The organism is Kitasatospora sp. NPDC091207 (assembly GCF_044768625.1).
Taxonomy (GTDB): domain Bacteria; phylum Actinomycetota; class Actinomycetes; order Streptomycetales; family Streptomycetaceae; genus Kitasatospora.
In genome coordinates, this window is record NZ_JBIVVS010000001.1 from 254317 (window position 1) to 280702 (window position 26386).

24 protein-coding genes are annotated in these 26386 nt (G+C 75.0%); 12 read left to right on the top strand and 12 right to left on the bottom strand.

Annotated elements, in window-relative coordinates; translation table 11 throughout:
- Positions 1-70: 70 nt before the first annotated feature.
- The 3 genes from ACIQTO_RS01135 to ACIQTO_RS01145 all read right to left on the bottom strand — a co-directional run bounded on the left by ACIQTO_RS01135 (position 71) and on the right by ACIQTO_RS01145 (position 3107).
- Positions 71-1195 (bottom strand): nucleotide disphospho-sugar-binding domain-containing protein, encoded by a 1125-nt coding sequence (locus ACIQTO_RS01135; protein WP_402381191.1) that lies wholly within the window; start codon positions 1193-1195, stop codon positions 71-73.
- Between the two features lie 222 nt (positions 1196-1417).
- Positions 1418-2197 carry an alpha/beta fold hydrolase gene (locus tag ACIQTO_RS01140; RefSeq protein ID WP_402381194.1) on the bottom strand — a complete coding sequence of 260 codons (780 nt, stop codon included), beginning with the start codon at positions 2195-2197 and terminating at the stop codon, positions 1418-1420.
- 304 nt (positions 2198-2501) lie between these two features.
- On the bottom strand, positions 2502-3107 hold the full coding sequence (locus ACIQTO_RS01145) for a TetR/AcrR family transcriptional regulator (RefSeq protein ID WP_402381197.1): 606 nt from the start codon (positions 3105-3107) through the stop codon (positions 2502-2504).
- Positions 3108-3385: 278 nt separating this feature from the next.
- Here ACIQTO_RS01145 and ACIQTO_RS01150 point away from each other — a divergent pair, with 278 nt between their 5' ends.
- The gene (locus ACIQTO_RS01150; protein ID WP_402381199.1) at positions 3386-3958 is read left to right on the top strand and encodes a hypothetical protein; all 573 of its coding nucleotides are present in this window, start codon (positions 3386-3388) and stop codon (positions 3956-3958) included.
- A 546-nt stretch (positions 3959-4504) separates the two neighbouring features.
- Here the strand turns inward: ACIQTO_RS01150 and ACIQTO_RS01155 are convergent.
- Both ACIQTO_RS01155 and ACIQTO_RS01160 read right to left on the bottom strand, forming a co-directional pair.
- Positions 4505-5149: a response regulator gene (locus tag ACIQTO_RS01155; protein ID WP_402381202.1), complete on the bottom strand. Its 645-nt coding sequence runs from the start codon at positions 5147-5149 to the stop codon at positions 4505-4507.
- Positions 5146-6465: a sensor histidine kinase gene (locus ACIQTO_RS01160; protein ID WP_402381205.1), complete on the bottom strand. Its 1320-nt coding sequence runs from the start codon at positions 6463-6465 to the stop codon at positions 5146-5148. Before ACIQTO_RS01160 ends, ACIQTO_RS01155 begins: the two co-directional genes overlap by 4 nt.
- A 262-nt stretch (positions 6466-6727) precedes the next feature.
- On the opposite strand from ACIQTO_RS01160, the gene ACIQTO_RS01165 reads away from it, so the two are divergent.
- From ACIQTO_RS01165 to ACIQTO_RS01195, 7 genes are all read left to right on the top strand, one after another.
- A complete protein-coding gene (locus ACIQTO_RS01165) occupies positions 6728-7288 on the top strand; it encodes a heme-binding protein (protein WP_402381208.1) in 561 nt (186 codons plus the stop codon).
- Positions 7289-7535: 247 nt separating this feature from the next.
- Entirely contained in the window at positions 7536-7952 is a 417-nt protein-coding gene (locus ACIQTO_RS01170) for a PPOX class F420-dependent oxidoreductase (RefSeq protein WP_402382689.1), read from the top strand.
- Positions 7953-7995: 43 nt separating this feature from the next.
- Entirely contained in the window at positions 7996-8409 is a 414-nt protein-coding gene (locus tag ACIQTO_RS01175; RefSeq protein ID WP_402381211.1) for a hypothetical protein, read from the top strand.
- Positions 8410-8570: 161 nt separating this feature from the next.
- Positions 8571-9455 (top strand): NAD(P)-dependent oxidoreductase, encoded by an 885-nt coding sequence (locus ACIQTO_RS01180; protein ID WP_402381214.1) that lies wholly within the window; start codon positions 8571-8573, stop codon positions 9453-9455.
- Between the two features lie 79 nt (positions 9456-9534).
- Complete coding sequence (locus ACIQTO_RS01185; RefSeq protein ID WP_402381217.1) at positions 9535-10113, top strand: flavodoxin family protein; 579 nt, start codon at positions 9535-9537, stop codon at positions 10111-10113.
- A gap of 387 nt (positions 10114-10500) precedes the next feature.
- On the top strand, positions 10501-11718 hold the full coding sequence (locus ACIQTO_RS01190; protein ID WP_402381220.1) for an LPXTG cell wall anchor domain-containing protein: 1218 nt from the start codon (positions 10501-10503) through the stop codon (positions 11716-11718).
- Between the two features lie 179 nt (positions 11719-11897).
- Positions 11898-13118, top strand: a complete 1221-nt coding sequence (locus ACIQTO_RS01195; protein ID WP_402381222.1) for a hypothetical protein — start codon at positions 11898-11900, stop codon at positions 13116-13118.
- 14 nt (positions 13119-13132) lie between these two features.
- Here ACIQTO_RS01195 and ACIQTO_RS01200 read toward each other — a convergent pair whose 3' ends face one another.
- Positions 13133-13891, bottom strand: a complete 759-nt coding sequence (locus tag ACIQTO_RS01200) for an aquaporin (RefSeq protein WP_402381225.1) — start codon at positions 13889-13891, stop codon at positions 13133-13135.
- 254 nt (positions 13892-14145) lie between these two features.
- On the opposite strand from ACIQTO_RS01200, the gene ACIQTO_RS01205 reads away from it, so the two are divergent.
- Positions 14146-14922 (top strand): MerR family transcriptional regulator, encoded by a 777-nt coding sequence (locus tag ACIQTO_RS01205; protein ID WP_402382692.1) that lies wholly within the window; start codon positions 14146-14148, stop codon positions 14920-14922.
- A 42-nt stretch (positions 14923-14964) separates the two neighbouring features.
- Here the strand turns inward: ACIQTO_RS01205 and ACIQTO_RS01210 are convergent, their stop codons facing one another.
- A complete protein-coding gene (locus ACIQTO_RS01210) occupies positions 14965-16032 on the bottom strand; it encodes a helix-turn-helix domain-containing protein (protein ID WP_402381228.1) in 1068 nt (355 codons plus the stop codon).
- Positions 16033-16274: 242 nt separating this feature from the next.
- Here ACIQTO_RS01210 and ACIQTO_RS01215 point away from each other — a divergent pair, with 242 nt between their 5' ends.
- A complete protein-coding gene (locus tag ACIQTO_RS01215) occupies positions 16275-16997 on the top strand; it encodes an RNA polymerase sigma factor (RefSeq protein WP_402381231.1) in 723 nt (240 codons plus the stop codon).
- Positions 16994-18424, top strand: coding sequence for a hypothetical protein (locus ACIQTO_RS01220; protein ID WP_402381234.1), 1431 nt, complete (start codon positions 16994-16996; stop codon positions 18422-18424). The genes ACIQTO_RS01215 and ACIQTO_RS01220 overlap by 4 nt, the downstream gene beginning before the upstream one ends.
- 55 nt (positions 18425-18479) lie before the next feature.
- On the opposite strand, the gene ACIQTO_RS01225 is transcribed toward ACIQTO_RS01220, so the two are convergent.
- Together ACIQTO_RS01225 and ACIQTO_RS01230 are read right to left on the bottom strand one after the other, a co-directional pair.
- A complete protein-coding gene (locus ACIQTO_RS01225) occupies positions 18480-19979 on the bottom strand; it encodes an aminopeptidase P family protein (RefSeq protein ID WP_402381237.1) in 1500 nt (499 codons plus the stop codon).
- A gap of 193 nt (positions 19980-20172) precedes the next feature.
- The gene (locus tag ACIQTO_RS01230; protein ID WP_402381240.1) at positions 20173-21657 is read right to left on the bottom strand and encodes a PP2C family protein-serine/threonine phosphatase; all 1485 of its coding nucleotides are present in this window, start codon (positions 21655-21657) and stop codon (positions 20173-20175) included.
- A gap of 591 nt (positions 21658-22248) precedes the next feature.
- On the opposite strand from ACIQTO_RS01230, the gene ACIQTO_RS01235 reads away from it, so the two are divergent.
- Positions 22249-22887, top strand: coding sequence for a bifunctional DNA primase/polymerase (locus tag ACIQTO_RS01235; RefSeq protein ID WP_402381243.1), 639 nt, complete (start codon positions 22249-22251; stop codon positions 22885-22887).
- 373 nt (positions 22888-23260) lie between these two features.
- Here the strand turns inward: ACIQTO_RS01235 and ACIQTO_RS01240 are convergent, their stop codons facing one another.
- The 3 genes from ACIQTO_RS01240 to ACIQTO_RS01250 all read right to left on the bottom strand — a co-directional run bounded on the left by ACIQTO_RS01240 (position 23261) and on the right by ACIQTO_RS01250 (position 26321).
- The gene (locus ACIQTO_RS01240) at positions 23261-24247 is read right to left on the bottom strand and encodes a DUF5926 family protein (RefSeq protein ID WP_402381245.1); all 987 of its coding nucleotides are present in this window, start codon (positions 24245-24247) and stop codon (positions 23261-23263) included.
- A gap of 246 nt (positions 24248-24493) precedes the next feature.
- The gene (locus tag ACIQTO_RS01245) at positions 24494-25147 is read right to left on the bottom strand and encodes an ATP-binding protein (RefSeq protein ID WP_402382695.1); all 654 of its coding nucleotides are present in this window, start codon (positions 25145-25147) and stop codon (positions 24494-24496) included.
- A 349-nt stretch (positions 25148-25496) separates the two neighbouring features.
- The gene (locus ACIQTO_RS01250) at positions 25497-26321 is read right to left on the bottom strand and encodes a glycerophosphodiester phosphodiesterase family protein (protein WP_402381248.1); all 825 of its coding nucleotides are present in this window, start codon (positions 26319-26321) and stop codon (positions 25497-25499) included.
- Between the last annotated feature and the right edge of the window lie 65 nt (positions 26322-26386).

Sequence of the window (26386 nt, forward strand, 5' to 3'; positions counted from 1 at the left end):
ACCTGCGGCTTTGGTGTTTCCGGGACGGCCGGGGCACGGTTCGTCGCCCGGCCGCCCGGGCGGGGGCGGGTCAGCGCGGGGCGGTGGCGAGGGCCTCGATGGCGGGGACGAGTTCGGCCGGGGTGGGGAGGGCGTCGTTCTCGGCCCGGAGGCCGGCGGCGGCCTCGCGCAGCGCCGGGTCGGTGACGAGGCGGGTCAGCAGCGGGGTGTCGACGTCCTCGGAGGCCGAGCGCAGCGCGGCACCGGTGGCGGTGAGGATGTCGGCGACGGCGAAGTTGTCGGCGCCCTGGGGGAGGAGGAGCTGGGGCAGGCCGGCCTGCAGGGCGGTGAGCGTGCTGCCGGAGCCGCCGTGGTGGACCGCCGCGTCGCAGACGCGCAGCAGTTCCGCCAGCGGGACCCAGGGCAGTGGGCGGACGTTGGCCGGGAGGGTGCCGAGGTGGGTGAGGTCGGCGTCGCCGACGGCCAGCAGGAACTCGGCGTCGACCGAGGCGGCCGACTCGATCAGGCGGGTGATCGCGTGCAGGCCGTCCATGTCGGCGACCACGGTGCCCAGGGTGACGGCGACCCGCGGCCGGGTGCCGTGGCGCAGCAGGTCACCGGGGACGACGCCGCCGCCGTTGTAGGGGAGGTAACGCATCCGCAGGCCGCCCCGGTCGCCGCCGAGCGAGGCCGGGACGATGTCCAGCGGGGTGGACTCGGCCGGGCCGGCCACGCCGTGGGCCTCGTAGACGTCGGTGAAGTGGGTGGCCAGCCGCGCGGCCATGTCGAGGCCGGAGGTGAGGCCGAAGTTCTGGAGCGCGACCGGGATCTTGAGCTTGGCCCCGACCAACTGGGCGGAGGCCAGGCAGGAGTCGTGGACCAGCAGGTCGGGCTCCCACGCGCCGGCGACGGCCAGCAGGTCGTCCACGGTGGAGCGGGAGGCGTGGGCGAAGGCGGTGGCGGCCAGGTCGAGGATCTGGTCCTGGTCCAGCTCCGGTGTGGCGTACCGCGTCGTGCCGGTGGATTCCGCGAACGCCTCCCGGAGCGGCCGGCCGTCGCCGATCTCGACGATCGGGAAGCCGGCCGCCCGGAGCTGCTCCATGGGCTTCGGGCTGGCGAACAGGACCTCGTGCCCGGCCGCCCGCAGGGCCTGCGCGGTCGGCACCATCGGGAACAGGTGGCTGGGCGCGGCCGGACCGGTGAAGAGTATGCGCACGATCGTCTCCTGGTTGCACTTCGGCTGGTCGGGAGTGGCTGGTGCGGGTCGGACCCGCTCCTTCCGTGAACTGACGGACGATCAATTCCTGTTCCCGGCAGGATCGATAATCGGACGTTCTGGCGCGGGTCTTGCGTACGGCGGTGGAGCGTGCTCCGACCTCCGCGCCCGCCGACGGCTCCCGCCTCGGCGGCCCCGGACGTGCGGCGGGCCGCCGTCCCGTCAGGCGGCCGCGAGGAACGCGCGGACGGTGGCGGTGAAGGCCTCGGACTGCTCGAAGACCACGACGTGACCGGTGTCGAACTCGGCGTACTCGCTGCCGGGGAGGGCCGCGTGCAGCCGGCGGGCGTTCTCCACCGGGATGGTGGCGTCCTGGGCGCAGCCGATCACCAGGGTCGGGGCCTGGACGCGGGGGAGCGACGCGGTGATGTCGAGGCTCAGGTTGAGGTGGATGTGCCGCAGCGTGCCGGGGGTCGGCCGCATGAACGCGGCGTTGGCCTCGACGGCCTCGCGGCCGATCCCGTTGAGGAAGCCGCGGCTGAACGCGGTGAGGGTGGCGTAGCGGCCGAAGGCGGCGGTGTCGTCGGCGATGGCCAGCCACACGGTCATCATGTTGCGCAGGTACTCGTCGTCCGCGTTGATCCAGCCCGCGGCGGCGACCAGGCGGCGCACCTGCTCCGGGCGCCGGGCCGCGGCGGCGGTGGCGACGACCGCGCCGAGCGAGAAGCCGACGACATCGGCCGGGCCGCGGCCGGCGTCCTCGATCACGGCGTTGACCTGCGCGGCGAGGGTCTCGACGGTCAGCTCGCCGCCGTCGTCCTCGGCGGTCTCGCTGCCGGACAGCTCGGGGAGCAGCACGGTGTAGCGGTCGGTGAAGCCGTCCAGCAGGTGGTCCCACATGCCGGAGCCCGGGCCGGTGCCGTGGACGAGGACGAGGGTCCCGGGGCCCTCGCCGACGACGCGGTAGGGGACGCGGGCGGTGGCGACGGTGACGGTGGGCATGGCTGGGGTCCCTTCGAGGGATGGGGTGGGGTGGGTGCCGGGGTGGGCCGCGGCCTCGTCGACAGAAAGTAAACTACACGGTGTAGGGAATGTGAGCAACTACACCGTGTAGTGCACTTTTGAGGGCGCGAGGGGTGCGAGCGGCGGGTGCGGCGGCCGGACGGACGACGAGGGCCGGCCCCGGGGGTGGGGCCGGCCCTCGTGGACGGGCTCGGATCGGTGGACGGGCTCGGACAGCCGAGCGGGTGCGGATCGGCGCGGGCTCGGATCGCCGAGCGGGCGCGGCTCGGCGGACGGGCCCGGATCAGCTGCCGTAGAGGCGCAGGAAGGCGCGGACGCCGGCGGTGATACCGGGGATCAGCTCCGCCTCCGGGACGTGCACCGCGCCGAAGAAGGTGCGGTCGGCGGCGCCGCTGAAGGTGAGCTGGGTGTACTGGGTGGCGGCGAGTTCCGCGTCCTCGATCCGCAGCAGCCCCAGTTCGGCGAGGCGGCCGAAATGTGCGGTGAGGTCGCGCTGGGAGGCCAGCGGCCCGGCGTCCAGCCAGGCGTTGAGCACCTCGGGCGGGATGTTGCCGGCCTCGGCGCGGATCGTGCGGCCGAGCGCGTAGTGGTCGCCCGCCGCGAGGACGGCCCGGACGCGGTCGACCGCGAAGGCGGTGAGGTCGGCCTCCAGGTCGACGATCTTGTGCAGGTGCCGGTCGGCCAGCCGGGCGATGACCTCGGTCAGTTCGCCGGCGGTCTCCAGGGCGACGGAGAGGAAGAGCTTCTCCTTGTCGCCGAAGTGGTTGTAGATGGTGCGCTTGGACACCCCGGCCTCGGCGGCGATCGTGTCCACACTGGCCCGGGTGTAGCCCTCGCGCCCGAAGACCGTGCTCGCCGCGCGGGCGATGGCCCGGCGCTTCTCCGGCATGCGGCGCGAGCCCGCGGCGGCCTCGGCCCCTGGCGTTCCCGGCGTGGCTGGTGCGCCTGCGGTCATCGGGGCTCTCTCCCTCGTGAGATGGATTGCACTACTCGGTGCAGTTTACTCTTGGGTCCGGTGCGTTCCGCCCCGGGCGCGACACCCGGCGGGCGGGGCGGGGCCGTGGAACTGCGGCGGTTCGGCACGCCGTCCACGCAGTGACGGAATCCCTTCCCGGGTTGAACGCCGGGAGAAGCGCGGAGGGCCCGGTGCAGTCAGGTGGAGCCGAAGTGAACGTCGAGAACCCGGCCGGGGCCCGGTGGCCGGAGCCCGCCCGCTCCTTCGCGCCGCCCGCGCGGGCGGTGGTGGACCAGGCCGCCGCCGCCGAACACTGCGAACTCCTGCTGCGGGAGACGCTGGACGCCGTCCGTCCGGAGCTGTCCTGGCGGCACGCGGCGCCCTGCGCGGGCGCGCGCCTGCCGGCGCCCGGCTCCGGCCCGGCCGACGGGGGCGTCCAGTGGTACGTCGGTCGCGGCCGGGACATCGTCACGATCATCTCGGCCGCCCGCCGGGGGGAGTTGCCGGTCCTGCTGGAGGCGGGGTGGCGGCGGCGCGGCTGGATCATCACCTCGGTGAACGCCTGTCGCGAGCTGCCCGGAGTCGCCGCGGTCACGCCGGACGGCTACCGGCTCGCGCTGGAGTTCGGCGCGCTGGGGGAGGCCCGGCTGACGGCGACCTCGCCGGGAGTGGCCCGGTCGGAGTGGGTGGAGGGGGTGTGCGACGGCCCCGAACTCCCCCTCGCCGCACACGGGGTGGCGTCGCTGCCGGAGATCTGGTGTCCGTACTGGAGTGCGCTGGGGTGACCCGGGCGGCGGGTCCGCGGGGCCCGCGGGCGGTGGTGCCGCGTCGAGGAGGCGCGGAGCGAGTCCCCCCGGACTCGCTCCGCGCCTTCTCAGCACACGGCATCGGCACGCCGTACCCCCCGACTCCCCGGTCCCTCGCCGCACCCCCCTGGCAGTCACCCTCCGGCGAGGGTGGTTCGCACAGGCCTTTGGCGAGGCCCCACCACCGGAGGCGTCGTTGATCTCCACGCTAACAAACCGAGTGGTTGGTTTGTCAATAGTGAGGTCCACGAAACATCCACATTCCCGGACGGGGCTCCGGGCGGGGTCCGGCCGGGTGACGGGGCGTCACCGGGCGGGCGCGGTGCCGGCCTGTTCCCGCAAGGGTGATCCGTATACGTGCCGACCGGTCGCCGAAGGGGCTCCGGAGGAGGGTGGCCGAGGGGGTCGGGACCGGTCCGGCCTCACCCGTTCGGGTGAACGGCCGAAGCGGGTGCGTGCGGTCCACCGGCCCGGAATCCGACACTCCGGGGGTGCGTCCGGTACGGAGCGGCACCGGTCGGCTGCTCAGCGCAGCAGCCGGCGCTCCTTGGCCACGGCCACCGCGCCGGCCCGGGTGTCGACACCCAACTTGTCGTAGATCCGGCCCAGATGGGTCTTCACGGTGGCTTCGCTGATGAACAGCGCCCGGGCGATCTCCCGGTTGCCCAGTCCCTGGGCGAGCTGGGCGAGGATCTCCTGCTCACGCTCGGTCAACTGCGGTGCGGGCGCGCGCATCTGCGCCATCACCCGGGAGGCGACCGGCGGCGACAGCACCGTGCGGCCGCGCGCGGCCGCGTGCACCGCCGCGAACAGCTCCTCCGGGCGCTCGGCCTTCAGCAGGTAGCCGGTGGCACCGGCGCCGATCGCCCGGGTGATGTCGGCGTCGGTGTCGTAGGTGGTGAGCACCAGGACGTGCGGCGCGCCGGGCGCGGCGGTGATCCGCCGGGTGGCCTCGACGCCGTCGATGCCCTCGCCGAGCTGGAGGTCCATCAGCACGACCTGCGGCGCCAGCCGGCCGGCCAGGGCGACCGCCTCCTCGCCGGTACTGGCCTCGCCGACCACCTCGATGTCACCGGCACTGGCCAGCAGCGCCAGCAGGCCGGCCCGGACGACGGCGTGGTCGTCACAGACCAGCAGCCGGACCGGTGGCGTCGTGGGGGCCGTGCTCATGGGGACTCCAGGGGGGCTCGTCGGGGCTCCAGCGGGATCGCGGCGGAGACGACGGTGCCCTCGCCGGGGGCGCTCTCGACGGTCAGCGTGCCACCGAGCTGCCGCAGCCGGGCCCGCATCGCGGGCAGGCCGTGACCGCGTCCGCCGCCGTCCGACGGGCCCGTCCGCGCACCGCCGGCGGGCCCGGCCGGCTGGAACCCGCGGCCGTCGTCGGCGATGTCCAGCACGGCCTGGTCGCCGAGGAAGGAGAGGGTCAGCGCGGCGGCCGAGGCCCCGGCGTGCTCCCGGACGTTGGCCAGCGCGCCCTGGGCGATCCGCAGCAGCGCGGACTGCGCGGCGGCGGGCAGCGGCACCGGGGCGCCGTCCAGGTGGAAGCGGACCGGCAGCCCGCTCTCGGCGGACTCCCGCTCGGCGAGCGAGCGCAGCGCCTGGTCGAGGGTCCGGCCGTCGGCGAGCTCGGCGGGCGCGAGGTCGTGGACGAAGCGGCGGGCCTCCGCGAGGTTGCGGGCCGCCACCTCGGCGGCGGTGCGGACATGGGTCCGGGCCGTCGCCGGATCGGCCTCCCAGGTGCGGTCGGCGGCCTGCAGCAGCATCTGCTGGCTGGAGAGCCCCTGCGCCAGGGTGTCGTGGATCTCCATGGCCAGCCGCCCGCGCTCGGCCAGGGTGCCCTCCCGCCGCTCGGTGGCGGCGAGTTCGCGCCGGGTGCGGACGAGGTCCGCGATCAGCGCCCGCTGCCGCTCGGCCTGCCGCTCCATGTACAGGAAGACGGCGGTGGCCAGCGCCGCCACGGCGGGCGGCAGCAGGACGAGGTTGGCGTCCACCCCGCCCGGCAGCCGGATCTCCCCGATCACCACCAGCAGGGTGAGCGCGGCCACCAGCGGGATCGCCGCCCGGGCGGGCAGCGTGCGCAGGGCCGTGTAGACCAGCGGGACGGCACACCAGGCGAAGCTCGGCGCCACCAGCACCAGCACCACCCAGAGCGCGATCACCAGGGCCAGCGGCCAGGGCCCGCGCCGGTGCCCCGGTGCGGGCGGGCGCCGGTGGGCCAGCCAGGAACCGACCGGCTGGGCGACGGCCAGGGCGAGGCCGAGACCGATCACCCACGGGACGAGGGGGTTTCCGGCGTGGTGGCTGAGGTAGCGGCCGAGCGAGGTGGCGAGCAGCAGCAGGAAGGCGGAGTCGAGCAGGACGGCCAGCCGGCCGGCGTCCGGATCGGCGGCGGCGCCGGGGACGGTCCGGTCGGTGCCGGTGCCGACGGAACGACGGGGGGCGCCGGTGTCGTCCGGCTCGCCGCCGACGGGACGGGACCGCTCCATGAGGCGGCTCCTTCCACTCTGTCGTCGACACCCATGACCACCGCGCCGACCTGCGCCGATCCCTCGATGGTGACCCGTCCGGCCGGGGTGCGCATCAGCCGATCGGTTGACGGGGCCGTCCTCCATCATGCGCGCGGGCGGCCGCCGGACCGTCGATGTGGCCGGGGGGCCGGCGGCCGGAGGATCGGTACCGAAGCCGTCGAGCCGACCGGGCCCCCTGATCCCGGCCGTGGCCCCGACCGATCCGACGAGGAGCCTGACCATGAAGAAGACCTCCGTGCGTACCCGTGTGCTGACCGGTACCGTCGCCGCCGCCGCGCTGGCCGCCGCCACCGTCGGCGCCGTCTCGGCCAGCGCCGACACCACCGAGGCCCCGGCCGTCGCCGCCGCGGTGAAGGCCGACACCCAGAACAAGAACCTCACCCAGACCACCGGTCTGACCATCGAGGCCGCCACCAAGGCCGCCCAGGCCACCCTGGACGCGGCCACCAAGGCCGGCCAGCACGTCTCGGTCGCGGTGGTGGACCGCGACGGCATCACCCGGGTGCTGCTCAAGGGCGACGGCGCCGGCCCGCAGTCGCCGGAGTCCGCCGAGCGCAAGGCGTTCACGGCGGTCTCCTGGAACGCGCCGACCTCCGAGCTCGCCAAGCGCCTGGCGCAGGCGCCCAACCTCAAGGACATCCCGGGCACGCTGTTCCTGGCCGGCGGCGCCCCGGTGCAGGCCAAGGGCGCGCCGGTCGCGGCGATCGGCGTCGCGGGCGCGCCCAGCGGCGACCTGGACGAGCAGTTCGCCCAGGCGGGTGTCGCGGCGCTCGGCAAGTAGCGCTCGGCAAGTAGCGCTCGGCAAGTAGCGCCCGGCACGTAGCGCCCGGCACGTAGCGCCCGGCACGTGGCACCCCGCCGGGCCGCGCCCGGCGGGCGGCCGACGCCCGCGTCGGCGGCGCGGTGCACCGGAGCGGACCCCCGACCGTTCCGGTGCGCCGGCGCGTCCGCGCCCGGGAGCGCGCGCCGGGTCCCGCGTACCGGCTGCGCAAGGGCGCCGCGGCGGCCAGGATGGGCACATGCCCCACATGACCGAGGCCGAATGGCGCGCGTTCCTCGCCGCCGGCACCCGTACCGCCAAGATCGCCACCACCCGGGCCGACGGCCGGCCGCACGTCGCGCCGGTCTGGTTCCTGCTGGAGGGCGACGAGATCGTGTTCAACACCGGCGCCGGCACCGTCAAGGGCCGCACCCTGGCCCGGGACGGCCGGGTGATGCTGTGCGTGGACGACGACCGGCCGCCGTTCTCCTACGTCCTCGTCCAGGGCACCGCCCGGCTCGGCGACGACCTCGCCGAGGTGCGCGCCTGGGCCACCCGGATCGCCGCCCGGTACATGGGTGAGGAACTCGCCGAGCAGTACGGCGCCCGCAACGGCGTCCCCGGCGAGCTGCTCGTACGGGTGAAGATCGAGAAGGTCAGCGCAGAACACGGAGTGGCCCATTGAAAAGCCTGTGCCGCTGTCAGTGGCGCGTGGCAGGCTTCCCGCTATGACGGCGTGGACCCTCAACGACATCGAACGTGCGATCCGCTCCTCCTGGGGTGTCGACACCTGTGCGCCCGAGGACCTGGCCCACTGGCGTCCCGACAATCCCGCCCGCGGCCAGTGCGGCGTGACGGCGATGGTGCTGCACGACCTGCTCGGCGGCGAGCTCATGATGGGCGAGGTGCACGTCGGCGGGGTCCGGACGGACCTGCACTGGTGGAACCGGTTCGCGACCGGCTTCGAGATCGACCTCACCCGCGAGCAGTTCGGCCCGGACGAGCGGGTCGGCCCCGGGCGGCCGGTCGCCCGCCCGCAGCGCCCGGGGCGGTTGCAGGCCCAGTACGAGCTGCTGCGCCACCGGGTCGTCGCCGAGCTGGAGGCGGGCCCGGCCCGCCTCCCGGAGCGCGCGTGCGCCTGACGGCGGTGGGGCCGGCGGGCTGACGTACAGTCGGAGGCTCATGGATCGCGGCCGGACGGCCCGCCCGTTCCGGCCCGGCCTTCGCGGCCGGCCCGCTCCGGCCCGGGGTTTCGGCCGGGTGGACCGCCGGCCGGTCCGCCGGGCGAGGACGGGAGTGGGCGATGGACGCGATGACGGTCGGATTCGTGGGGCTCGGCGCGATGGGGCAGGGCATGGCCGCCAGCCTGCTGCGGGCCGGGCACTCCGTCCGGGTCTGGAACCGCTCGCCGGAGCCGGTGGCCGCGCTGGTCGCCCGGGGCGCCGAGGCGGCCGGCACACCGGCCGAGGCCTTCGCCGCCGAGGCGGTGGTCTCCATGCTCGCCAACGACGCCGCAGTCGAGCAGTTGCTCCTCGACCCCGCCCTGCTGGCCGGCGCCCGGGCCACCCTGCACGTCAACATGGCGACGGTCTCGGTGGCACTCGCGGAGCGCGCCGAGGCCCTGCACACCGAGCACGGCATCGGCTACGTCGCCGCGCCCGTCCTCGGCCGGCCCCCGGTGGCGGCGGCCGGCGAGCTGAACATCCTGGCCGCCGGAGCCCCGCGGGCGCTCGCCCGGGCCGAGCCGCTGCTCGCCGCGATGGGCCGCCGGACGTGGCACTTCGGTGACAGCCCGGGCCAGGCCAACACCGCGAAGATCAGCGCCAACTTCCTGCTGGCCTGCGCGATCGAGTCGATGGCCGAGGCGTGCAGCCTGGCCGAGGCCAACGGCGTCCGCCCGACCGACCTGGTCGAGATGCTCACCGCCACGCTCTTCCCCGGGCCGGTCTACTCCGGCTACGGGGCGATGGTCGCCGAGCGCCGGTACGAGCCGGCCGGCTTCAAGCTGCCGCTGGGGCTCAAGGACGTCGACCTCGCGCTGACCGCCGGTGCCGCGGCCCATGTGCCCCTGCCGTTCGGCAGCGTGCTGCGGGACGCCTTCCTCGACGCCCTCGCGCACGGGGACGGCGAGAAGGACTGGGCGGCCGTCGCGGCCGTCGCGCGCCGCCGGGCGGGCCTGCCGGCGTAGTGGCCGCCGGCGCCCGGCGGAGCCGGCGGAACGCTGTCGTAGGCTCGGGACTTCTGTCGTCATCCGCACGGGGGTCCTGATGTCCGAGAGCACCGCCGGCGCCGCGGCGCCGCGCTCCTTCCTCTTCCTGAACGCCAGTTCGCGCAGCGACGGCAACTCCGAGCAACTGGCCCGACTGGCCGCCGGGGCGAGCCTGCCGGCCGGTGCCGAGCAGCGGTGGCTGCGGCTGAGCGAGCACCCGCTGCCCCCGTTCGAGGACCGTCGGCACAGCGAGGACGGCGGCTTCCGCGAGCCGGTCGGCCACGAACGCACCCTGCTGGACGCCACCCTGGCCGCGACCGACCTGGTCTTCGTGGCGCCGGTGTACTGGTACTCGCTGCCGACCAGCGCCAAGCTCTACCTCGACCACTGGTCCGCCTGGCTGCGGGTGCCCGGGGCGGACTTCCGGGCCCGGCTGTCCGGCGGCACCGTCTGGGCCGTCACCGCCCTGGCCACCGAGCCCGACAAGGCGGACCCGCTGGTCGCCACCCTGCGGCTCTGCGCCGACTACATGGGCATGCGGTGGGGCGGCGCCCTGCTGGGCAACGGCACCCGCCCGGGCGACGTGCTGAACGACGAGCAGGCGGTGCTCGCCGCCAAGTCCTTCTTCGCGGGCTGAGCCGGGCCGGTCCCGGTCGGTCCGGGCCGACCAGGACCGACCAGGACCGACCGGCCGTTTCCCGGCGGGAGGCCGTCGCCCGGCCGCCCGACGGCGATTTCCGGCCACCGCGGAGCTGTCCGATGCCGTGTCCCGGACGTGTACCGGTCACACTGGTGTCACTTGGTGGTTGGTCGCAAAAGCCTTATGAAGTGACGGAGTTGGGCCAACCGGACAGGACCCGGACAGGATGGTGCACGAAGGGTGGTACCCGGCTTCCGGAGTGGCTGGATCCTTCGGTAGTCTCCGTCGGACTTTCAGCTTCGTGGGGGGACCACTGTTCGGACAGTCCTGTCCTTCCGCGCCCCCGGGCCGCGCCCGGACTCTCTCGTGAGGTCTTCCTTGCCCATGTCCATACGTCGCAGTTTCGCCCTCGCCGGCGCCGCCGCCCTCGCCTCCTCGATGGTGCTGGCCGGTGCCCAGGGCGCCGTCGCCGTCGGCACCACCGGCTCCACGTCCGCCCCCGCGGCGCCGCAGGCCGACAAGGCCTCGCGCCAGAGCCTGGACCTCTCCGTGCGCGGGGTGCCGGACACCTTCATCGCGGGCGGCGACGCCCGCGAGTTCACCTTCCGGATCGACAACTCGACCCGGCACGACTTCGTCTTCTACCCGCTGCTCAAGTTCAAGAACCGCGCGGGCAGCCTGGAGGCGGGCGACGTCAAGGTCGAGTACCAGCTGCCCGGCGGCGGCTGGCTGCCCGGTTCGGTCGCGCCCGGTGGCGGGGACTCCGACGACGACGCGGTGCTCGTCCTGCTCGGCGGCGTCGACTCCGACGACGCGCTGCTCGGGGTCAACCGGGGCAAGGACGTCTCCATCAAGGTCCGCGCCTCGTTCACCAAGGACGCCCCGCTCGGCAAGGCCGGCGTGGTGCCGGTGGTCTTCTCCGAGCAGCTCGACGACCAGACCCACGAGCCCGTCGGCAACGGCCACTTCAGCTGCGACGGCGTCACCGGTGCCGGCTTCACCATCAAGGCCGGGAGTAAGCCGAGCCCGACCGCCAGCCCGAGCACCGGCAAGCCGAGCCCCACGGTGAAGCCGACCGGGAGCCCGTCGGCCAGCCAGTCGCCCAGCGGCTCGCCGAGCCAGTCGCCGAGCCACTCGCCCTCGGCGACCGCCACGCCGACGCCCACCGCCAGCACCACGGCCACCACCACGCCGTCGGCGACGCCCACCGCCACCACCACGCCGTCGGCGACGCCCACCACGACGCCGTCCGCCACGGCCACCGCCTCGGCGTCGGCCAGCCCCTCGGCGTCCGCCACCGCGTCGTCCTCGGCGACCGCGCAGCCGCCCGCCCCGACCACCTCCGCCCCGGCCACCGGTGGTACCGGTGTCCAGGAGCCGATCGACTTCCCGGTGACGGTTCCGGCCGTGACGCCGCCGAAGCTCACCCCGACCGCCGTCGCCAAGGCCAAGGGCGCGGCCGACAACGCCGACAAGGCGCTGGCCCAGACCGGTGGCGGTGACGACACCACCGGCATCGCCATCGCCGGTGGCGCCGTCCTCGCGGCCGGTGCCGGCACCCTCGTGCTGCTCCGCCGCCGCAAGTCCGCCCAGCAGGGCTGACACCGGGCCGCCGGCCCCGTCGGGCCGGCGGCCGCGCTGAGCCGGCGGGCCGCCGGCCCCGTCCGGCGACCGTGCCCCTCGGGTGTCCCTCCACCGGACACCCGAGGGGCACGGTCGCTTCCGTCAGGTCACATAGGATGACCGGCCGAAGGGGGATCGGCGTCGGGAGAGGTACAGGGGTGCGGGGAGCACGGTCGGCACGGTTCAGCACCGACTACGAGGCCGCCACCGGGCGGATCGCCGGTCTGCCGGTCCGCAGACATCACGTCCTGCTGGTCGCCTGGACGGTTCTCTGGTTCCTGCTGGTCGAGCCCAGTGGCGGCTTCTCCTGGCACTACCTGCGCCAGGGCGAGCAACTGCTCTTCAGCGGCCAGTCCGACGGCGGGCTGTCGCTCTACGCCCACCACCCCGAGCTGCAGATCGGGCCGGTCAGCCTGGCCGTCGCCCGCCTCTTCAGCCCGTTCCCCGCGCACACCGGCCAGGTGCTGGCCGAGGCGGCGATGTCCGGGCTCGGCCTGGTGATGCTCGTCCTGGTCGGCCGCACCGCCGCCTGGCACTACCTGGGCACCGGCACCAACCACCGCCGGCTGCAGCAGCGGCTGCTGGTCGCCGGGCTGGCGTTCATCCCGATGTGGGTGGAGGTCTCGGTCCGCTTCGCGCACCTGGACGATGTGCTGGCGCTGTTCTTCACCACCCTCGCCGCGCACGCGCTCAGCCGGGGCCGGGCCGTCCAGGTCGGTGTCTACCTGGCGCTGGCGGTGGACTCCAAGCCCTGGGCGCTGGCCTTCGCCCCGCTGATCCTCGCGCTGCCCCGGCCCGCCTGGCTGCGCACCGCGCTGTGGTTCGCCGGGCTGGTGGCCGTCGCCTGGCTGCCGTTCTACCTGGGCAACCTGGACACGGTGGCGGCCGCCAAGTTCGCCATCCCCAACCAGCCGGCCTCCGCGCTGCGCTGGTTCGGGGTGACCGATCCGACCACCCCGTGGTGGGACCGGCCGCTGCAGTTCGGCCTGGGGCTGACGCTGGGCAGCATCGCGGTGTGGCGCGGCCGGTGGCCGGCGGTCGTGCTGCTGGGGGCGGACGCCCGGATCCTGTTCGACCCCAGCGTCTACACCTACTACACCGCCTCGATCATGCTCGGCACCCTGCTCTGGGACGCCGTCGGCCAGAAGCGGCTGGTGCCGTGGTGGAGCTGGATCGCCCTGGCCGCGCTGTACGGCGGCACGCTGCTGATCCCGTCCGACCCGGCGCGGGGCTTCGTCCGGCTGGCCTTCGTGGTGCTGTCGGCCGCGTACGTGCTGCTCTGGCCCACCCGGCAGGACCGCCGGCCGCGCTCCGGGGGAGACGCCGGAGGGCGGTCCGCCCGGCGCCGCGAGCGGGCGCTGGTGGGGGCCGCGGGCTGAGGGGGGCGGCCGGTTCAGCCGGCGGCGGTCGCCGGGCCCGCGACGAGCTCGCGCGCGTCGTCCGGCACGGGCGTGGGCCGGGCGGGTCCGGAGCGGCCGAAGAGCACCGCGGCCAGCGCCAGGGCGGCCACCGCCCCGGCCAGTTGGGCGAGGACGAAGCCGGGGACGGAGCCGGGCGCGATCCCCGTGTAGCTGTCGGTCAGCGCCCGGCCGAGGGTCACCGCCGGATTGGCGAACCCGCCGGAGGAGGTGGCCCAGCAGGCCGCGCCGACCCAGAGGCCGACCGCCGCCGGTACCAGCCGGCCGCGCCCGCTGCCGGTCAGCCCGGCGACCACCAGCAGCAGCGTCCCGGTGGCCACCGCCTCGCCGAGCCAGAGCGCGCCGCCGTCCCGGCCGTGTCCGGAGGGTTCGACGAACGGCCGTCCGAACATCGCGTTGGCCAGGCCCGTCCCGCTGACCGCGCCGACCACCTGCGCGGCGGCGTACCCGCCGAGGTCGGGCAGCGTCGGCCCGCTCCCGTCGCGCCGGCCGGCCCACCACGCGCCGACCGTCACCAGCGGGTTGAAGTGCCCGCCGGAGACCGGTCCGAACAGCTCGATGAGGACCACCAGGGCGAGCGCGGAGGCGCCGACGTTGGCGAGGAACCGGACCCCGCCGTCCGGGCTGAGCGCGGCGGCCTGGATGCCCGAGCCGACCACGACGGCGGCCAGCGCGGCCGTGCCGACCGCCTCCGCGGCCAGCCGTCGTACCAGGGGCGCAGAGGTGGTGGTCATGGCGTCATGGTCGCGGCTGCCCCCGCAGTCGGGCAATAGGCGGCTTCGTCCAAGCCGGGGCCCGTCCGGGGCCGCCCGCTCGGAGACTCGCACGGCGCCGGCGTCCCCCGGGGCGGCCGGGGCCGGCGGGGTCGGACGGAACCCGCGGGCCGGCCGGGGCCGGCGGCCCGCGGCACCCGGCCCGCGACACTGGGCTTGACCCTCACGCAACGGGAGGCAGGAGGGTCGTGGTCAGCGAGAAGGGAGCGACCCGGATGAGCGGCGGCTACTCGGTCGGGGCCGTGGCGAAGATCGCCAAGGTGACCGTCCGCGCCCTGCACCACTACGACGAGATCGGACTGCTCACCCCCCGAGGGCGCACCCCGGCCGGCTACCGCCGGTACCAGGACACCGACCTCGACCGGCTGCAGCGGATCCTGTTCTACCGCGAACTCGGGTTCCCCCTGGAAGAGATCGCGGCCATCCTGGACGACGACTCGGTCAGCCCGAGCGAGCACCTGCGGCGCCGGCACCGGCTGCTGACCGACCGCATCAGCCACCTCCAGGCCATGGCCGCGGCCGTCGAACACGCCATGGAGGCAGAGAAGATGGGCATTCAGCTGACCCCGGAGGAGAAGTTCGAGGTCTTCGGCGCGTCCTACCAGGAGAGCTGGGAGACCGAGGCCGAGCAGCGCTGGGGCGACACCGACGCCTGGGCGCAGTCGCAGCGTCGTACCGGCGGCTACGGCAAGGAGGACTGGCAGCGGATCAAGGCCGAGGCGGACGCGCTCAACGCCCGGCTGGTCGAGGCCTTCACCGCCGGCGAACCGGCCGACGGCGGCCCCGCCATGGACCTCGCCGAGGTCCACCGGCAGCACATCCGCGACCACTTCTACGACTGCACCTTCGCGATCCACCGCGGCATCGCCGGGATGTACGTGGCCGACCCGCGGTTCACCGCCACCTACGAGCGGCTCGCCCCCGGCCTCGCCCGGTGGCTGCACGACGCGATCCTGGCCAACGCGGCGTTCCGCACCGGCGAGCGGGCCTGAGGCCCGGCGCCCGGACCGTCCGCCGGTCCGGGCGTCCGGGGCTCAGGCCACCCCGTGCCCGAAGCCGCGCCGGTAGGCGGTCGGGGAGGTGCGCATCACCCGGCCGAAGTGATGGCGGAAGGTCGCGGCGCTCTCGAAGCCGACGGCGGTGGCGATCTCCTCCACCGAGCCGTCGGGGGATTCGAGCAGCGGCAGGCTGGCCGCGACGCGCTGGGTGATGACCCAGCGCATCGGGCTGGTGCCGTTGCGGGCGGTGAAGTGCCGCAGGTACGAGCGGTCGGACATCCGGGCGGCCCGGGCCAGCAGGGAGATCGTCAGGGGCCCGGACAGGTGGTCCATCGCCCACCGCATGGAGCGGGCGACGCCGTCGTCCTCCTCCTCGACCGGCCGCACCGCCGCCTCGATGAACTGGGCCTGCCCGCCGTCCCGGTGCGGCGGCACCACGAAGCGGCGGGCGACGCTGTTGGCCACCTTGGCGCCGTGGTCCCGGCGGACCAGGTGGAGGCAGAGGTCGATCCCGGCCGCGCTGCCCGCGCTGGTCAGGACGGAGCCGCTGTCCACGTACAGCACGTCCGGGTTGACCCGCACCGACGGGTGGCGCCGCTGGAGCAGCTCGGCGTACCGCCAGTGGGTGGTGGCCTCGCGGCCGTCCAGCAGACCGGCGGCGGCCAGGGCGAAGGCGCCGGAGCAGATCGAGACGATCCGGGCGCCGCGCTCGTGCGCCGTGCGCAGCGCGGCGACCAGCCCGGGGGAGACGCCCCCAGCCTCGCGGCCGGGAGGTGCCCCCACGCCGCTGAAGGGGTTCGGGACCCCGGGGATCACCACGGTGTCGGCGGCGGCGAGTTCGTCCAGGCCGTGATGGGCGGTCAGCGAGAAGCCGCCGACCGACCGCAGCGCGCTGTCCGGCCGGTCGGCGCAGACCTTGAGCCCGTACCAGGGGGCGGCCAGCAGCCCGCTCAGCTCGGGCCGGGCCAGCCCGAACACCTCCACCACCACGCCGAGTTCGAACGGCGTCATGCCGTCGAAGGCGTACACCGCGACATCGTGCACCGGCTCCGGCCGCCGCCCGATCGCGACGGCCACCGGGCCGGTGCTCTGCTGGTCGGCCATGAGGTCCCCTCGGGCTGGGCGGCGGGTGGCGGGATGTCGGTGAGTGTAGCCGTCCCGGCCAGGCCGGAATCTTTCCGGAAGTCGCCTGCAACCCCGGCCGCCGCCGCACGTCCATCAGTACGGGGGGCGGGCCGTGCCGGTGGTTGCGGCAGTGGCAGGATTCCCGCCGATCACGATCTTGATCATGTGCTGCGACGGTCCGGTGCACGCCGAGTGCCGTCCTGGGGGAAAGCAGAACGCGGATGTCCATGGCCATCGGGCCGATCGCGGAACGCGGGAGGAGCGGCGGCTTCTTCCGCCCCGGGCTGCTCGGCTCGCTCGGGCTGCTCTTCGGCGCGCAGGAGGCGGGCGGGACACCCGCCCCCCGGAGCGCGCCGTCGGGCTCCGAGCAGGAGTCGTCCGGCTCCGAGCGGGAGGCGGCGCAGCGCCGGTCGGGCTTCCGGCTGCTGCGCGGCGGGCGCCGCACCGAGCCGGAGGAACGGCCCACCCTGACCGACCTCTACCACGCGCACCGGCTGGGCCTGGTGCGGATGGCGGTCCTGCTGGTCGACCACCAGGACCTCGCCGAGGACGTCGTCCAGGAGGCCTTCACCCAGCTCTACCAGCGGCACGGCGAGCAGCTGGAGGACTTGGACAACGCCCTCGGCTACCTGCGCACCAGCGTGGTCAACGGGGCCCGGTCGATGCTGCGCCGCCGCAGGACGGCCCGCGAGTACGTCCCCCCGCACGAGGCCGACGCACCGTCGGCCGAGGACCACGCCGTGCTCAACGACGAGCACCGCCGTGTCCTGGTCGCCCTGCAGGAGCTGACCTCCCGACAGCGCGAGGTGCTGGTGCTGCGCTACTGGTCGGACATGTCCGAAGCGCAGATAGCCGAGACCCTGGGGCTCTCCCGGGGTGCTGTGAAGTCCACCGCCAGCCGGGCCTTGGACGCCTTGGAAAAGCATCTGGAGAAGGTTCGATGACCGACAAGCTTCCCCGCCGGTCCGGCGGTGACGGTGACGGGCCGGACGACACCCCGATGGAACGGCTGCTCCGTGAGGCGATGAACGCCCGCGCGACGCGGATCACCGCGCACGACCTGCGCCCGGCCGCACCGCCGAGCCGGCGGGTGCGCCGGCTGAGGCCGGTCCACCTCGCCGCCGTGCCGCTGTTCGGCCTGGCCGCCGCGCTGGCGTTCGGCGTGCTCGGCTTCCGCGGGGACACCGTGGCCGGCGACCGGGATCCGGGCCCGGCGGCCACCGTCACGGCCACCGTGAGCCCGAGCGCGAGCCCGACGGCGGAGCCGACCCCGTCCGGGAGCCCGACGGCCGCGGCCACGTCGCCGGCCGCCGACCCGACGGGGGGCAGCGTGACCGAGGCGCCGGTCGGTGCCCCGAGCACGACGGGCACCCCGGGCACCCCGGGTACCCCGACCACCACCACACCCCCGGCGGCGCCGTCGACGCCGTACACCTTCCGCGGCGTGAAGCTGAGGATCCCCGAGGGCTGGCGTCCCGTCGCGGAGGGCGCCCAGGGGGAGGGCATGCGGCTCTGCCTGCTGAGCCCGGGCGCTCCGGCCGGCGCGGCCTACAAGGACTGCGATCCGTACGGTGCGAAGCTCGCGGTGTACGACGCGGAGCCCGTCACCTGGCCGTCGATGGCCGACCTCGACGCCTCCGGTGGTTGGGGCCACCAGCCCTACTGCCCGGTGTGGGGCAATCCGCACCCCGCGGACGACCAGCTGAAGAGCTCCCCGCCGGTGAGGACCACGCCCACCGTGGCCGGCCGCCCCGCGCGCAAGTCGCAGTGGCAGGTCACCTGCAACGCGAAGGAGTCCTTCACGGCGCAGATGTGGGCCCTGCCCAAGGACCAGGTGTACGTGACGGCGATCGGGCTCAAGTCCGACTACCAGGCCGGACTGCAGGCGATCGTCAACAGCCTGGACGTCAGCGGCCACACCTCGCCCTACGCGAACGACGTGAGCGTCTCGGTCACCGGTCTCACCGCGGGGCAGAAGGTGCCGAACGACGGCACCCCGGTCGAGTTCGCGGTCACCTTCAAGAACACCGGCAAGACGAACTACACCACGACGAAGGCCGTGGTGTACGCGGACCCCTACCCGGGTGCGCCGCCCGGGACGAAGCGGACCGCCACCCTGGACCGCCGGCAGGACGGCGCCTGGTCCCCGATGGAACTCTGGGGGCTCAACAGCTTCTCCGGTCTGGAGAACGGCTATCCGGTCTCCGTCGCCCCGGGTCAGAGCGTGACGGTGAACTACCGGCTGACGCTGACCACCGACTACGGTCCGGGCACCCTCCCGCTGGTCATGAGGCTGGAGATGTCGGACGGCAGCGGCAGCTACCGGTTGGCCGGGGAGAGCACCGTCCAGCTCCAGGTGGTCGCCAAGTAGCGCACGCGCCACGGGCCCGGCCCCCCGCTCGGGGAGCCGGGCCCGTGGCGTCCGGTCAGGCCAGCGAGGCCATCCACGCCTCGACGTCCTCGGCGCGGCGGGGCAGGCCCGCCGAGAGGTTCTCGTTGCCGTCGGCGGTGACCAGGATGTCGTCCTCGATCCGGACGCCGATGCCGCGGTACTCCTCGGGCACGGTCAGGTCGTCCTGCTGGAAGTACAGGCCGGGCTCGACGGTGAGCACCATGCCGGGCACCAGCAGGGCGTCGACGTGCTCCTCGGTGCGGGAGTGAGCGCAGTCGTGGACGTCCAGGCCGAGCATGTGGCCGGTGCCGTGCAGGGTCCAGCGGCGCTGCAGGCCCAGCTCCAGCACCTTCTCCAGGTCGTACACCGAGGCGTCCAGCAGACCCCAGGCGAGCAGCCGCTCGGCCAGCACGCGCTGCGAGGCGTCGTGGAAGTCGCGGAACCGGGCGCCGGGCTTGACCGCGGCGATGCCGGCCTCCTGGGCGTCGTACACCGCCTGGTAGATCTTGCGCTGGAGCGCGTTGAACCGGCCGTCGATCGGCAGCGTGCGGGTGACGTCGGCGGTGTAGAGGGTGTGCGTCTCCACGCCGGCGTCCAGCAGCAGCAGCTCGCCCGGGCGGACCTCGCCGTCGTTGCGCACCCAGTGCAGGGTGGTGGCGTGCGGGCCGGCCGCGCAGATGGAGCCGTAGCCGACGTCGTTGCCCTCGACCCGGGCGCGGCGCCAGAAGGTGCCCTCGATCCAGCGCTCGGAGGTGGCGACGGCCTGGCCGAGCTCGCGGACCACGTCGGTGAAGCCGTTGACGGTGGCGGTGCAGGCGGCCCGCAGCTCGCCGATCTCCCACTCGTCCTTGACCAGCCGCAGGCCGCTCAGGAACTCCTTGAACCCGGCGTCCTTGTCGGCGTCCAGGACCTCGGCGAGCGCGGCCTCCAGACCGGCGTCGTAGCCGCGCACGATCCGGGTCGGGACGGCGTCGGACGCGGCGCGCGCGGCCAGCTCCTCGGCGGCCTTGCGGACGTCGCGCACCGGCAGGCCGAGCAGCTGCTCCTGCTCGGTGAGGCTGTGGCGGCGGCCCACCCACAGCTCGCCGTAGCCGTCCAGCCAGAACTCGCCGTTCTCGCGGTCGGAGCGCGGCAGCAGGTAGAGGTCGAAGGTGTGGCCGGTCCCGCCGGTGGGCTCGGCGACCAGCACCGCGTCCTCGGTCTGGTCGCCGGTGAGGTGCACGTACTCGCTGGCGGCGCGGAAGTCGTAGTCGGTGTCGTTGGCCCGGACCCGCAGGGTGCCGGCCGGCACGACCAGGCGCTCGCCGGGGAAGGCGGCGGAGAGCCGGGCGCGGCGCTCGGCGGCGTACGGGGCCTGGGCGACCGGGGTGAGGCCGTGCAGCTCGGTGTCGGCCCAGCCGGACTTCATGGAGGCGGCCAGTTCGTCGGAGACCTCCGAGTACAGGCCGTTCTTGCGGCCCTTGAACTCCTGGGGCTCCTCGCCGCCGATGGCCTCGGGGTTCTCGGCCACCGCGGGGGTGCGGTCCTCGGTCACGTACGTCGCCTCCTTGCGCGCGTGTGCCGCCCGTGGGGGTGCCCCGGGCGAGGCCGGGGGGCGTCGGATCGCGACGCACGTGGGCGGCCGTGCGTCCATGGTACGGACGCCCGGCCGCTCGGCCTCCGGCGGCCTCCGGCGGCCTTCGGCCGGGAGGCACCGCCGCGGGGCCGCGGCCGGCGGCCCCCGGGGCCTAGTCGAAGCGCGCGGCCAGCAGCATCAGGTCGTCGGTGGCGGGCCCGGTGTCCCGGCCCGCGCAGACGGCCAGCAGGTGGGCGCAGAGCCGGTCCGGGTCGATCCGCACGTCGCGCGGGGCGTCGGCGGCGGCCCGGCGCAGGTTGGCCTGCCCGGCGTGCAGGGTCGGGCCGCAGCGGCGGGCCAGGCCCTCGGTGTACAGCACCAGGGTGTCGCCGCGTTCGGCGGTCAGCTCGACGCCCGGCGCCTCCCAGCAGGAGAGCATGCCGAGCGGCGCGGAGAGCGAGGTCTCCACGAACTCGGCGCCCTGCCGGGTGACCAGCACCGGCGGGCAGTGCCCGGCTCCGGCGAGGGTGATCCGGCGCTCGTCCGGCTCGATCCAGGCGTAGAGGGCGGTGGCGCTGCGGGCCGGTTCGGTGGTCTTGAGCAGCAGCTCCAGATCCCCGAGGACGGAGACCGGGTCCTCGCCCTCCAGCACGGCGTACGCCCGCAGCGCGGCCCGGACCCGGCCCATCGCGGCCGCCGCGCCCGGGGCGGAGCCGGGGCCTGCGCCCGGGCCGTCGCCGGAGACGCTGCCGACGGTCAGGCCGACGGTGCCGTCCGGCAGCGGGATGGCGTCGTACCAGTCACTGCCGATCGAGCGGTCCAGCCCGGCCGCGACCAGCCGGGCGGCCAGTCGCAGGCCGGCGGGCTGCGGGAGGCGGTCCGGGAGCAGACCGCGGCGCAGCGCCTCGGTGGTCCGCCGGACCTGCTCCGCTTCCAGCTGCTTGGCCAGCAGCGGAGCGGCGACGTCGCAGTACCGGCGGACCAGCTCGCGCTGGCGCTCGGTGGGTTCGGCGGGCTCGTCGTAGAACCAGAGGACGGCGGCCAGCGGGCCGTCCTCCTCGGTGGCGAGCGGCAGCCCGTGACAGCCGCCGAGGCCGAGGTGGGCGGCGAGTTCGCGCAGCCGGGCGCCGATCGCGGGGTCGTCGGCGAGGTCGTGCGAGCGCAGCTCGGCGGGCCGGTCGTGCTCGCGCAGCAGCCGGGCGACCAGGCTCTGCTCGGTGGGCACCGTCTCCAGCGCGCCGAGGCTGGCCCGGTCGAGGCCGTACCCGACCGGCTGGCTGGGGCCGCCGCCGGGCAGCGTGGTGACCAGCAGCGCCCGGTGGGCGCCGAGCAGCGCGGTGCCGGAGGCCAGCACGGCCTCCAGGGTGGCCGTGAGGCCGCGGGCGCGGGCGAGCCGCTCGGTGTGCTCGTGGAGGCTGGTGAAATCGGACAGCCGTCCGGCCAAACGGTCCTGCAGGCCGCCCGGGGGTGCGGTGCGGGCCTCCGGGGCGCCGGCCGGCTCGGCGCGCACCCGGGCTTCGTCGCCGGGGCAGGCCTGCTGCCCGGCCGGTTCGGCGGGGGCCCCGGGGAAGCCCGGGTGGTCGAGCACCGAGAGCCCGCGGGGGCGACGGGGATCGCCCGGCTCGGAGGATGCCGACGGTGGGTGGGACTCGGTCATGCCGCCACTCCTGACGCGGTGGTACGTGCCATGCGGGACCCCCAGGTACGGCCGATTGGAGCGAGCACGGCCAAAGGGCGTGATTCGCCTCGATTCGCTACTACTCGTCATTGATCGACAGCAATGCCACCACTTCTACACAGGCCATTCGGGGCATGTCCAGATCCATGACGGCGCGGGTGGCCGGTTCCACATCCCGCGGGCCCCGGTCGGGGGCCCGCTCCGTTCGTGCGCGCCCCGGCCGGGCCCGCGGGCATGGAGCGGCCGGAGAACGGGCAGAACCGTCACGACGACCCCCACGGCCGTCCGGATCGTATGCTTTCGCCGCCCGTCGGCCGGGTCGGCCGGAAGTCACTCACTCGTACGGTGGAACCAATCGCGCCCGGGCGGCGTCCATCCGGTCGCATACGGGATTCTCGTTCCAAGGGCTGTTCTGATCCACGGCTCTTTCATGTCGTGCTCCACACCGTGCTCCACCCCCGCCACGCAGCTCGCCGAGCCCACCGGCCCGGTTCGGGCCGGTGCGGCGTTCCCCGGCCTGGGCAGGCGGGGCCGGAGCGACCCGAGCGGTCACGGAAAGGAACGAGCGTCATGCGCGAGAACTCGAGGAGCCGGTCGGCGGCCCGTTCCACCCGGTTGGCCGCCGCCCTGGCCGCGGCCGTCGACCACCGCTGGCCGGTGGTTCCCGGCACGCTGTCGTTCGACGGCCACTGTTCGTGCGGGGACGAGGAGTGCTCCGTGCCCGGCGCCCATCCGCACGACCCGCCGCTGCTGGCGGCCACCACCGATGCCCGGATGGTGCGCTGGTGGTGGGAGCGGCAGAGCCCGGACGCGCCGGTGCTCGCGGCGACCGGCCGGACGGTCTCGGCGGTCAGCCTGCCCGCGGCGGCCGGGGCCCGGGCACTGGCCTACCTCGCCGCGCTGCGGCTCCCGCTCGGCCCGGTCCTGTCGATGCCCGGCCGCTACGCGATGCTGGTGGCCCCCTACTCGCTGGACACGCTCGGCGAGATGCTCGCCCAACTGCCTTGGGTGCCGGGCTCGTTGCGGTACCACGGGTCGGGCGGCTTCCTGCCGCTGCCGCCCGGCGGCGGGGCGGGCGGCGGGGTGCGCTGGGTGCTGCCGCCGCGCCCGGCGGCCGACGGCGGCGTGTGGCTGCCCGAGGTCGGGCCGCTGCTGGGGGAGTTGGTCGAGGCGACGGTGCAACTGGACAGCGGGCGCTCGGCGTACTGACCGGGGCTTCCGCCGGCTTCCGTCGCGGCGCGGGCCGGGCTGCCGCCGGGCTTCCGTCACGGCTTTCGTCGGCGCCGGGCCGGTGCGCCGGCGGGGGCCCGGGCCGGAGGCGTTCACGGGCGGCGGCGGCGCGGGCCGGGGTGCCGGTCGGGCCGGTGTGCTGATCGAACCGGGCGCTGATCGGGCACGGTTCACCGGCCGGGCCCGGAAAACAAAAGATCCGGCCGCTGGCGACGGGGGATGCACCAGCGACCGGACTCTTTAGACAGTAACAAGGATCCGCGCCCGCGCCAATTTCCAAGAGCCCCTGCCCGCCCGGAAATTGCGGTACCAGCGGCCAATGTGACGCGTATCACCCGGATCCGAGTGACCTTTAGTTCAAAGTGACCTGACGGTTCACCAGGTTGGCGCGCGCCCGTCGCTCCTCACCGGTCAGCGGCGCGGGCTCGGCCAGCGTCGCGGCGAGCCGCTCGGCGAACTCGGCGGCCGGCTTCTCGCAGTCGGTGCCGGTCATGGCGAGCGGCAGGTCCCAGACCGGGACGGTCAGACCGTGCGCGCGGAAGGAGCCGACCAGGCGGGTGTCCGGGCCGAGCGAGGACTGGTCGGCGGCGGTGAGCCGGGCCAGCGCGTCCAGCAGCTGCTCCTCCGGCACGGTCATCACCCAGCGCAGGTGGTTCTTGTCCGGGGTGCCGCACCAGTACGCGGAGTCCACGCTGCTCAGCTTCTCGGTCGGGATCGCCGAGGCGTTGGCGCGCTCCAGCGAGGCGGCCACCTCGCCCGTCGCCGTCTCGGCGTCCTCCAGCCAGAACTCGAAGCCGGTGTGCACGGCGGGCGTGAAGTCGGCGGAGGTGTCCAGCAGGTCCTGCAGGCGGCGGCCGCCCGGGACGGTCCGGCGGGCGGGGACGGGCGAGCCCGGCTCGGCGGCCAGCGCCAGCTCCAGCGCGTCCGCCAGGTCGCGGCTCAGGTCGCCGGAGGCGGACTGGGTCTGCAGGCCGAGCAGGATCGAGCCGTCCTGGCGGCGCAGCGCCGGCCAGGCCAGCGGCAGCACGGTGGCCAGCGTCACCGACGGGACCTCGCCGTTGGCGGCCTCGGCCACCCCGGCGGCCAGCGTCAGCGGCACGGTCGCGGCCGGGACCAGCTCGCGCAGGGCGACCCAGTCGGCCTCGCCGGCCAGGCCCTCGAACGGGCGGTGCACCAGCTCCTGCACGGCGTGCGAGGCCTCCCGGCCGTGGCAGGCCTTGTACCGGCGGCCCGAACCGCACGGGCAGTCTTCGCGGGCTCCGACCACGGGGATCTCACCCGTGACGGCGGTGGTGGACTGGCTGCGCTGCGGCGCCTTCTTGGCGGCCTTCTTGCCCATGGTGCGGCTCTCCCGGGGACGGTTTCGGTGTGCTCCGGGCAGCCTACTGACGTTCCCCCGGCACGTGGGCACGCGCCGGGGCGGGGAGTGCCCCGCGACGGGGCGGCGGGGCGGCACCGGACCGGGGGCCGCCGGACCGCGCCGGCCGGGCGCGCGATGGGGCGCGGGGCCCGCCGCACGGGGGCGGGAGGGGGGCGGTCGCCGCCGTACCCGAGGGGCCCCGGGCGGGAGCGCTGTCCGCCGCGGTCAGGCGCTGCGGGCGTCACCGCCGGTCCGCCGGGCGTGGCGGGCCCGGGCGGGCAGGGCGGCCCAGACCGTGACCTCGCCGGGCGCGTCGCGCACGCCCCAGTCGCTGGCCAGCTGGTCGACGATGCTCAGCCCGCGGCCGCCGCGCGAGGTCAGCGACGGGCTGGCGGGGGACGGCCGGGTCTGCGCACCGCCGTCGGTCACCTCCAGGGTGAGGATCCCGTCCGCGTGCATCTGCCAGCGGACCAGGACGCCGCCGTCGCCCTCGCCGTCGTCGGGCCGGGCCGGGGACCCGTGCGACGGGCCCGGGGCACCTGATGTGGCTGAGGCACCTGATGTGCCCGACGTGCTCGACGAGGGGGCGCCGGGCGCCCTGAGCGGTTCGGCCGGGCCCGACGGGACGCCGACGAGTATCTGGTCGACGATCTCCGCCCGGGCGTTGCGTCCGAGTACGGGCAGCGGGCCGAGTGGCCGTGCGTAACGACATGCATTGCTCAGCAGCTCGGAAAGGATCAGAACAGCATCATCAATGACCGGTTCGGGTATCTCCCGGTCACCGAGATCTCGACGCAGTCGGCGCCGTGCGACCCCGACACTCGATGGGCCGTGCGGCACTGCCATGGTCGATGAAGTCGGCACTTCACGCGCCACCATCAACGCCACCCCCGGACCTCCTTCAGCGTATGCCGAGGGATGGATGCCCCTTGGTAATGCGTCGGAAACGACCGCGCGGCGATCCCGCGCGGACATTTCAAGCCGGGCGACGCACGGTGCGCGGCAGGTGATTCCGCGCTCACCCTCTGTCGCGGGAACGCATAATCTCCGCCAGAAAACGACAGGGAAAGGTTTGAGTCCCTACCAAAACGATCGCCGACCGGTGGGCCGACGTGTCGGACGAGGCCGGAGTGTGGCGGGTGGCCAACGGGCCCGGTGGGTTCTGGGGGACGGCCGAGGCCCGAGGGGCCGGCCCGGAGGTCCACGGGGCCCGCAGGCGGTGAACGGCTCACCGGCCGAGCTGGGCCAGCACCTCCGCCGGGCGGTTGGTGATGATCGCCGAGACCCCGAGCTCCAGGCAGAGCTGGACGTCGGCGGGCTCGTCCACGGTCCAGACGTGCACCTGGTGACCCAGCTCCCGCAGCCGCGTCACCAGCCGGGGCCTGGCCCGCACCAGGTCGATGCCCGGGCCGGCGATCCGGGCCCCGCCCGGCAGCGCGGCGCCGGGCCGCAGCCGGCCCTGCAGGGGCAGCGTCCGCTCGAACAGGAACACCCGCGGGTACTCCGGGGCGGCAGCGGCCACCCTGGCCAGGGCCAGCGAGGAGAAGCTCATGATCCGGGCCTGCGGGCGGTCGCCCTCCGGCGTCCCACCGATCTTGAACCGGTCGAGCATCCGCAGCAGCTCGGCCTCCACCCGGCCGCGGAAACGGACCGGGTGCTTGGTCTCGATCGCCAGGTCCACCGGGCGTCCGCAGTCGGTGACCAGCTCCAGCAGGCTCTCCAGCCGCAGGACGCCGCGCAGGGCCGGGTCCCGGCTCGGCTCGCCCGTCTTCCAGGCGCCGAAGTCGTGCGCCTCCAACTGGGCCAGCGTCATCGAGGAGACCGTGCCGCGGCCGTCCGAGACCCGGCCGATCCGGCGGTCGTGCACGCAGACCAGATGCCCGTCGGCCGTCACCCGGACGTCGCACTCGACCGCGTCCGCGCCCTCGTCGAGCGCCCGGCGATAGGCCGCCAGCGTGTGTTCGGGCAGGGCGTGCGAGGAACCGCGGTGGGCGATCACCTGGACGGACGGCGCGGTGCGCGCCGCCGCCGGGGAGAGGTCGGGGCTGGTCACGCCGTCCACGATAGGCGGCGGAAGTGACACCGAGGCGAAGACGACCCCAACCTGCGGGGCCGTCT

Excerpts from the sequence above, each read along its gene's own strand:
- ACIQTO_RS01140 (WP_402381194.1), bottom strand. The coding sequence starts at position 2,197 with ATGCCCACCGTCACCGTCGCCACCGCCCGCGTCCCCTACCGCGTCGTC.
- ACIQTO_RS01240 (WP_402381245.1), bottom strand. The coding sequence starts at position 24,247 with ATGGGCAAGAAGGCCGCCAAGAAGGCGCCGCAGCGCAGCCAGTCCACC.
- ACIQTO_RS01180 (WP_402381214.1), top strand. The coding sequence starts at position 8,571 with ATGGACGCGATGACGGTCGGATTCGTGGGGCTCGGCGCGATGGGGCAG.
- ACIQTO_RS01145 (WP_402381197.1), bottom strand. The coding sequence starts at position 3,107 with ATGCCGGAGAAGCGCCGGGCCATCGCCCGCGCGGCGAGCACGGTCTTC.
- ACIQTO_RS01245 (WP_402382695.1), bottom strand. The coding sequence starts at position 25,147 with ATGGTGGCGCGTGAAGTGCCGACTTCATCGACCATGGCAGTGCCGCAC.
- ACIQTO_RS01215 (WP_402381231.1), top strand. The coding sequence starts at position 16,275 with ATGTCCATGGCCATCGGGCCGATCGCGGAACGCGGGAGGAGCGGCGGC.
- ACIQTO_RS01165 (WP_402381208.1), top strand. The coding sequence starts at position 6,728 with ATGAAGAAGACCTCCGTGCGTACCCGTGTGCTGACCGGTACCGTCGCC.
- ACIQTO_RS01205 (WP_402382692.1), top strand. The coding sequence starts at position 14,146 with ATGAGCGGCGGCTACTCGGTCGGGGCCGTGGCGAAGATCGCCAAGGTG.
- ACIQTO_RS01190 (WP_402381220.1), top strand. The coding sequence starts at position 10,501 with ATGTCCATACGTCGCAGTTTCGCCCTCGCCGGCGCCGCCGCCCTCGCC.
- ACIQTO_RS01170 (WP_402382689.1), top strand. The coding sequence starts at position 7,536 with ATGACCGAGGCCGAATGGCGCGCGTTCCTCGCCGCCGGCACCCGTACC.
- ACIQTO_RS01200 (WP_402381225.1), bottom strand. The coding sequence starts at position 13,891 with ATGACCACCACCTCTGCGCCCCTGGTACGACGGCTGGCCGCGGAGGCG.
- ACIQTO_RS01235 (WP_402381243.1), top strand. The coding sequence starts at position 22,249 with ATGCGCGAGAACTCGAGGAGCCGGTCGGCGGCCCGTTCCACCCGGTTG.
- ACIQTO_RS01185 (WP_402381217.1), top strand. The coding sequence starts at position 9,535 with ATGTCCGAGAGCACCGCCGGCGCCGCGGCGCCGCGCTCCTTCCTCTTC.
- ACIQTO_RS01175 (WP_402381211.1), top strand. The coding sequence starts at position 7,996 with ATGACGGCGTGGACCCTCAACGACATCGAACGTGCGATCCGCTCCTCC.
- ACIQTO_RS01160 (WP_402381205.1), bottom strand. The coding sequence starts at position 6,465 with ATGGAGCGGTCCCGTCCCGTCGGCGGCGAGCCGGACGACACCGGCGCC.
- ACIQTO_RS01155 (WP_402381202.1), bottom strand. The coding sequence starts at position 5,149 with ATGAGCACGGCCCCCACGACGCCACCGGTCCGGCTGCTGGTCTGTGAC.
- ACIQTO_RS01230 (WP_402381240.1), bottom strand. The coding sequence starts at position 21,657 with ATGACCGAGTCCCACCCACCGTCGGCATCCTCCGAGCCGGGCGATCCC.
- ACIQTO_RS01220 (WP_402381234.1), top strand. The coding sequence starts at position 16,994 with ATGACCGACAAGCTTCCCCGCCGGTCCGGCGGTGACGGTGACGGGCCG.
- ACIQTO_RS01210 (WP_402381228.1), bottom strand. The coding sequence starts at position 16,032 with ATGGCCGACCAGCAGAGCACCGGCCCGGTGGCCGTCGCGATCGGGCGG.